At 46.1% G+C, this 293-nt stretch carries 1 protein-coding gene; it reads right to left on the bottom strand.

Annotation, left to right across the window (positions count from 1 at the left end):
* The coding region (locus tag AN391_RS20060; RefSeq protein ID WP_235576513.1) for a GTP-binding protein at positions 1-293 on the bottom strand (293 nt) is incomplete at its 3' end.

The raw sequence follows: 293 nt of genomic DNA, 5'->3' as shown, positions 1-293 counted from the left end.
TGAGCAGCACCGGTGATCATGTTTTTAACATAATCGGCGTGTCCAGGACAATCTACGTGTGCGTAGTGACGAGTTGGTGTATCGTACTCAACGTGAGAAGTTGAGATTGTGATACCACGCTCGCGCTCTTCTGGAGCGTTATCGATTGATGCGAAATCTTTAGCAACACCGCCGTATACTTTTGCAAGTACGTTAGTGATTGCTGCAGTTAGTGTAGTTTTACCGTGGTCAACGTGGCCGATTGTACCAACGTTTACGTGCGGTTTTACGCGTTCAAACTTTTCTTTTGCCAT

It is taken from the genome of Pseudoalteromonas sp. P1-13-1a (genome assembly GCF_001401875.1).
GTDB lineage: Bacteria > Pseudomonadota > Gammaproteobacteria > Enterobacterales > Alteromonadaceae > Pseudoalteromonas.
Note: the sequence above shows the minus strand (reverse complement) of the source record. Positions and strands in the feature narration are given on the sequence as shown.